This is a genomic window from Lysobacter antibioticus (assembly GCF_000731095.1).
Lineage (GTDB): Bacteria > Pseudomonadota > Gammaproteobacteria > Xanthomonadales > Xanthomonadaceae > Lysobacter > Lysobacter antibioticus_B.
Genome location: NZ_JMTZ01000057.1, coordinates 20,622 through 27,273, shown reverse-complemented (window position 1 = coordinate 27,273; position 6,652 = coordinate 20,622). Strand labels below are relative to the sequence as shown.

4 protein-coding genes are annotated in these 6,652 nt (G+C 66.0%); 1 reads left to right on the top strand and 3 read right to left on the bottom strand.

The features are described 5' to 3' along the window. Nucleotides 1–408: 408 nt before the first annotated feature. Nucleotides 409–744, bottom strand: a complete 336-nt coding sequence (locus EX88_RS0116495; protein WP_031373093.1) for a hypothetical protein — start codon at nucleotides 742–744, stop codon at nucleotides 409–411. 539 nt (nucleotides 745–1,283) lie between these two features. Here EX88_RS0116495 and EX88_RS0116490 point away from each other — a divergent pair. Then, entirely contained in the window at nucleotides 1,284–3,320 is a 2,037-nt protein-coding gene (locus tag EX88_RS0116490) for a M2 family metallopeptidase (RefSeq protein ID WP_031373092.1), read from the top strand. Nucleotides 3,321–3,408: 88 nt separating this feature from the next. Here the strand turns inward: EX88_RS0116490 and EX88_RS24670 are convergent, their stop codons facing one another. Further along, a complete protein-coding gene (locus EX88_RS24670) occupies nucleotides 3,409–4,335 on the bottom strand; it encodes a hypothetical protein (protein WP_031373091.1) in 927 nt (308 codons plus the stop codon). Then, nucleotides 4,332–6,521 carry an AAA family ATPase gene (locus tag EX88_RS23875; RefSeq protein ID WP_161786137.1) on the bottom strand — a complete coding sequence of 730 codons (2,190 nt, stop codon included), beginning with the start codon at nucleotides 6,519–6,521 and terminating at the stop codon, nucleotides 4,332–4,334. The genes EX88_RS24670 and EX88_RS23875 overlap by 4 nt, the downstream gene beginning before the upstream one ends. Nucleotides 6,522–6,652 lie beyond the last annotated feature (131 nt).

The window sequence follows — 6,652 nt, the reverse complement described above, 5'->3', positions numbered from 1 at the left end:
AGAAAGTAACCCGCCGCTTTAGTGGCGGAAGCTTTTGGCGTTTGATCCTGATCTTGCTTGAGCAATGCGCCGCGAGACCGCAAGAGCGCGGTCGCGGCTCGCGCCGCTCCTACCCCCGCGAAAGCACGCCGCTTCGATGCGCGCCGCCGGCCTTGTCGCCTCTGCGCGTCCCTCGGTCGCGACTCACGTCGCTCCCACACAAAGGCAGCCTGGAGCGGCCAAAGGCCTTGAGAGCAAAGCTAAAGAAGATCATCACGAGCGGCCACCGACGCCCTCCCTGGCGCCGACGCCATTCAAACCGTGCGGATCGGGCTATCCCCATAACCCTTTCCGTCTTCTTACAGCTTCCCTTCCCCTGATTGCGCCTTCCAGGCGCTTACCCCCACCGAGTGCCTGCCGACCGCGTTCTCAGAACGCGACCGGCGAAATCTGCGCGGTCCGCGCGGCGTCGACCGCCGCGGGCTCGGCTTCGCTGACCGGCGCCGGCAGCGCCGATTCCGCGCGCCGGACCGGACCGGCGTCGGCCGGGCCATTCATCATTACGATGCCCACCACCGCCAGCGCCAGCAGGGCGGCCATGGCGACGCGCCTCAGATTGAGGCTGCCGTGGGGAGGTTCGATCGGCGCTTCTTCGCGCGCCCAACTCAGATCGGCCGTGAACAGGCATTCGCCACCTTCGCGCCGGTTGCGCTGTGACGAAGTCGTCGTGAGCGGCCGGTACCGCCTGTCGTCGGAAGAGCTCATCGTAGGTTTCATGCCTTTCCTGTTGAAGCCAAAACGATTCCCCATGGGATCCACCCATCCCAAGCGTGGCCGATGAACGGCTGCCGCTGGGCGTCACTTTTTCCGTTTTGGCGTCACAAATCAAATCCCTTTTTGTGACATGGGTGGAAACCTGGCCGGGAAACGCCGTCCCGAAACCTGAACGAAATCGTCACAAATCCGGCCTGCGTTTCATGGCGTTAAATGAATACCGAAAATTTAACAATCTAAGCGTTTACACGTAACGAAAAAATAACTTAATCGAACGCACATTTCGTGACCCGGTACTGGCTGAACGGCCTGAATCGGTCAAATATCGGATCTGAACGGAGACGCTCGTAACCGTTTTCAGTCCACCTAGTGTGCCGAATGTGCGCAGAACCACGCCCCGGCTAGACGCTCACCCGGCCTCCCGGCGAGCCGACCCGGCGCCCCGGCGGTGGCCGGCTTGCGCCGGACCGACCCGGCCTCTAGCCTTCTGGCTCGCGCGCAAAGCGCGGCACTTCCTGGAGAGAGCACACATGAACCACGTTCGCGCCGTATTGGCGCTCGGCATCGCTGCGGCCGTCATCGGCCTGGCCGGATGCAAGAAAGACCCCACCCCCTCCTCCAGCACCACGGCCGCCGCCGCGCCGGAAGGCGAGACCGCCGACCAGTTCATCGCCCGCGTCAACGACGAATACAAGAAGATGTATCCGGAGATGACCTCGGCACAGTGGTTGTCTTCGACCTACATCAACGACGACAGCCAGCTGCTCTCGGCCAAGGCCAACGAGCGCTACCTGACCCAGCTCAACAGCTGGATCGAACAGTCGAAGAAATTCGAAGGCCAGCAGATGTCGCCCGCCAGCGCGCGCGCGATCCAGTTGCTGAAAATCGGCACCTCGATGCCGGCGCCGAAAGACCCGGCCAAGCTGGCCGAGCTGACCCAGATCGCCACGCGCATGGAAGGCATGTACGGCTCGGGCACGTATTGCAGCGGCACCGGCGATACCGATTGCCGCCAGCTCGGCGATCTCGAAGACGTACTGCGCAACAGCCGCGACTACGACGCCCAGCTCGACGCATGGAAAGGCTGGCACACCATCTCCAAGCCGATGCGCAAGGACTACACGCGCTTCGTCGAACTGGTCAACGAAGGCGCGCGCAACCTGGGCTATGCCGACACCGGCGAGCTGTGGCGCTCCGGCTACGACATGAGCCCGGTCGAGCTCGCCGCCGAGACCGACCGCCTCTGGGGCCAGGTCAAGCCGCTGTACGAACAACTGCATTGCTATACCCGCTCGCGTCTGGAAGCCAAGTACGGCGCCGACAAGGGCGAGACCACCGGCGGCATGCTGCCGGCGCACCTGCTCGGCAATATGTGGCAGCAGGACTGGGGCAACATGTGGGACGTGCTGGCACCGTACACCGAACAGCAGGCCGGCAGCCTCGACATCAACGGCGCGCTGGCTCGCCAGTACCAGCACAACTTCGACCTGCAGACGGCGAAGAACCCGGGCGACCGCGCCGCCGACGAACAGGCGCAGATCGAAGTCGACGCGAACCTGGCCAACGCCAAGCAGATGACCGAGCGCGCGCAGGACTTCTACGTCTCGCTCGGCATGCCCAAGCTGCCCGACAGCTACTGGAGCAAGACCCAGTTCATCAAACCGCGCGACCGCGACGTGGTCTGCCACGCCAGCGCCTGGGACATGAACATGGGCGGCGACGTGCGCACGAAGATGTGCATCAAGCCGAACGAAGAAGACTTCACCACGATCTACCACGAGCTCGGCCACGTCTATTACTACCTGGCCTACAACAACCAGCCGCCGCTGTTCCAGACCGGCGCGCACGACGGCTTCCACGAGGCCATCGGCGACACCATCGTGCTGGCGATGACGCCGAAGTACCTGCAGTCGATCGGCCTGGTCGGCAGCCAGCAGCAGAGCAACGAGTCGCTGATCAACGCGCAGATGCGCATGGCCCTGGCCAAGGTCTCGTTCCTGCCGTTCGGCCTGATGATCGACCGCTGGCGCTGGGGCGTGTTCGACGGCTCGATCAAGCCGGGCGAGTACAACAAGGCTTGGTGGGAGCTGAAGGCCAAGTACCAGGGCGTGGCCCCGGTCGAAGCGCGCGGCGAAGAGTTCTTCGACGCCGGCGCCAAGTACCACGTGCCGGGCAATACGCCCTACACGCGCTACTTCCTCTCGCACGTGCTGCAGTTCCAGTTCTACAAGTCGCTGTGCGACGCGGCCGGCTTCAAGGGCCCGCTGTACGAATGCAGCTTCTACGGCAACAAGGCCGCCGGCGCGAAGTTCCAGGCGATGCTGAGCAAGGGCGCCAGCCAGCCGTGGCAGCAGACCATGAAGGAGCTGACCGGCGGCGAGAAGATGGACGCCTCGGCGGTGCTCGAATACTTCGCGCCGTTGCAGACCTGGCTGAAGCAGCAGAACGAAGGCCAGAGCTGCGGTTGGCAGGCTTCGGCGGCGGGCGCGCCCGCGCCGGTCGCTCCGGGCGCCAAGCCGGCAGCGGCCAAGCCCGAGGCGAAGGCGGGCAAGCCCGCACAGGGCTAAGCCTAACCTCGCGATGTTCTCGCGGCGTCCGCGTCCGCAAGCAAAAGAAAAACCGGCTTCGGCCGGTTTTTCTTTGTCCGCGAAACGGTTAGGCGCCGACCGCGTCGGCCTGCTCGGCCTTAGCTTCGAGTAACTCGCGATAACGCGCGAGCAGCTCGCCTTCGGCTGCGGCGACGAAGGCCCGCGTCATCGCCGTGAACTCTTCGTCCGCGCCGGCCATCGCCCGCAGTTGCGCGCGTTTGCGCGTAACCCGCTGCAAGGGACGGGCCCGCTGCGCGGGCGCCGCGACCGCGGCCTCGTCCAGCGCTTCGGCGATGTCGAACAACAAATCGTTCAAGCGCTGCAGATGGCGGGTGCGCGCCTCGACCAGCGCCTGCCGATTGAGCGCCATGATGCGGATCGTGTGTTCGCCGTAGGCATCGGCGACGGCGCCGTGGAAGCTCGGGCTCAGCAGCGACAGATCGGTGTCGGTATGCCAGGCCAGATGCGGGCCGGGATCGCGCCGGGTCGGATCGATCAGCAAGGGGTCCTCGCGGTCGCAGTCGTCGCCCGGCTTGAACGCCCGAACCGCCGACACCGGGAACGCGTTGCCCTTGCCGACGCTCTGCACTTTCTGGGCAGCGAGCTGGGCGGCAGTCATGCCGACTTCGGCGACCCGATGGCCTTCGACGCGATTGCAGCCGATGCAACTGCGCAGCAAGTTGTCCCAGTCGGCCGCGAGCCACCAATAGCCGCGATGGCCGGGTTCGCCGTCGACGCCCGCCTTGGGCCGGTAATGCTCGATGTCCGCCGACGAAGTCGCCTCGTGCAAGGACTCGCAGTACGCGCACTTCTTCTTGAACAGCTCGCGCAGCGCCTCTTTGACGTCGGGCCGCTTATAGGCCTTGAAGGCGAAGGTCTCGGCCTTAGGGTCCAGGTAATGCTTCGAGGCTTTCTCGAGTTCGCGCCGGCCGGCGCCGTCCGGGTCGACCAGCGAGGCCGGCGCCGGCACCGACTTGCGATCGACGAACCTCATTCGTGGGCTCCCGCCGCCGCGTCCGCGCTCAACAGGGCGACGATTTCCTCCAGCGCGTCCTCGCGCATCGCCGCACGCTCGGCGCCGCCGCGACGGCGGCGGTCGTTGAGGTAACGCTGGGTCGCCTCGCCGACGAGTTGCTCGACGGGCGTGTCGCCGAGCGGCAGGCCCGCGAGTTGCGCCGCAAGCGCGCCGCGTTCGCGCTGTTCGCCGGCATCGAGCGCGGGCTTGCCGAGCAGATAGGCATAGCGATGCAAGGCCGCATCGGTCTGCGGCCGCGCGGTGCTGGCCAAGCCGAAGAAGTCCGAGGTCAGCAGTTGGTCGCTGCGCAACAGCTCGATGTTCGGCAGGTCTTCGCGCGGGCGGATGCGGTCGTGCTGGTCGCGGTACAGCACGTGCACTTCGCCGTCGCGCATGCCGCGCAGGCACAGTGCGTCGTGGGCGGTGACGATGAACTGCACCTTCGGCATCGCCCGCCGCAACGCCGACATCACCTCGATCTTCCAGCGCGGGTGCAGGTGCACGTCGATCTCGTCGATCAGGACGATGCCCTGTGCGTATTCCAGATTGCCCCAGGCCTCGACCATGCGCCGCATGATGTCCACGGCCATCGCGAACAGGGAACGGTAGCCGTCGCTCATACGCTCGACCGGGGTCACCCGGCCGTGGGCGCGCACCATCACGTGGCCGCCCGGACCGCGGAAGATGTCGTCGTCATCGTGCAACGAGAACACCTCGCGCATCGCCCGCGCCACCGCATTGAAATGCTGCCGGCTCGCCTCCACCAGCCACGGCGAGGGGTCTTCGAGCTTGGCGAAAGGATCGAACAGGCTGCGGTTGACCGCGTTCTTGTGAATGCGGTCTTGCGAGCGGAAGAAGCGCCTCGCCCCGTAGGCCAGCACCATCGACGGCGCCGCCTCGGTATGGTCCTCGATGCGACCGAGCGAATCGATCTCGATGCGGCGGGTGTCGCCCGACGACAGCAGCACTTCCACATAGGGCCGGTCGGTCAGCACCTCCCAGGACTCGCGCTGGCGCGGCAGGAAATCGGCGCCCTCGACCCGGCAGCCCTTGCGCAGGCGCTCGTCCATCAAGGCCAGGGCCAGCGCTTGCAGCACGGTACTTTTGCCGGCGGCGTTCTCGCCGAGCAGCATCACCCCGGAAGCATTGCTGTCGGCCTGCGCATGGGCGAACTCCAGCTCCAGGGTGTCGATGCCCTTGAAGTTGAAGATGCGCACGCGTTCGACATGGGACGCATCCAGCCTGGGCCTGAGTTCGTAGTACTCGCTCGCCGCGCTCCGCAGGGATTCGGAGATCGGCGTTTTGTCCGCGCCCGACAGGTATTCGTAGGCGACCCGGTCCCAAAGTTCATGGTGTCCGGCCAGGCGGGGAATGTCGCGCGACGGGCGGAAACCGACGATGGGCTTGAGCCCGGCCCGGCGCGCGGTTTCCTTGGCCACGGTGTCGAGCGCGGAACGGATCGCGCCGCTGTGCCGGAGGTTGTCCAACTCGTCGATCAATCCGATGGCGACCGCTTCGGCCTCCGGGTCGATGGCCTGGTGAATCGTGGTCAGCAGGTCGAATATCCATCGGCGCCGCTCCTCAACCAGCCGCGGCCGGTTGAGGTTCAACACCTCGATGCTGACCGCGCCCTTGTCGGTCTTGCCGGCCAAGCGGCCATCGGGCAGAAACGCCAGATGGCGCGCGGGGTCGTCGCGGCAAGGGTCGATCAGCAGCGCACTCTCGCTCGCCACGGTCTGACGCCAGGCCGTCATCGGCAAGGCACGCGGCGTGTCGACCGGGAACCGATTGCGCTTGGCCGAGACGCATTCGTTGCAGGCGTACATCAGGTTGCGCCATTCGAATGCCAGCCAGCCGTAGTGATCGGGGCTTTCCTCGCGCGTGCGCGGATCGGCCGCGGCCAGGATCGGGCGGAACGGGTCGATGCGGCTTTCGTGCAAGCTCAGGCCTGACTCGCAGTACGCGCATTTGCTCTTGAACTGCGCGTCCAAAGCCGCGAACACGTCCTCGCCCAGGAACAACGGCTCGTAGCGCTCGAACGGCGCGCGCTGGCGCTGGCGTTCCTCGGCCGGGCGACTGTAGAACGCGGTGATTTCGCGGGCCCAGTCCAGCAGTTCCGGCCGGCGCAACGACGGCGGCGTCGCCAGCCTTTTCACTTTCCTCATGCAGCCCCTCCGCAGGGCATTGGCGGCCGCAGGCGGCCTGGGTATCGGCGGCCGCAGGCGGCACGGGCATCGGCGGCCGCAAGCGGCACACGCATTGGCGGCCGCAAGCGGCCTAGCTTCCGTGACTGCGC

Bases quoted from the DNA above. Each gene is read 5' to 3' on its own strand.
- EX88_RS23875 (WP_161786137.1), bottom strand. From the start codon at position 6,521: ATGAGGAAAGTGAAAAGGCTGGCGACGCCGCCGTCGTTGCGCCGGCCG.
- EX88_RS24670 (WP_031373091.1), bottom strand. From the start codon at position 4,335: ATGAGGTTCGTCGATCGCAAGTCGGTGCCGGCGCCGGCCTCGCTGGTC.
- EX88_RS0116490 (WP_031373092.1), top strand. From the start codon at position 1,284: ATGAACCACGTTCGCGCCGTATTGGCGCTCGGCATCGCTGCGGCCGTC.
- EX88_RS0116495 (WP_031373093.1), bottom strand. From the start codon at position 744: ATGAGCTCTTCCGACGACAGGCGGTACCGGCCGCTCACGACGACTTCG.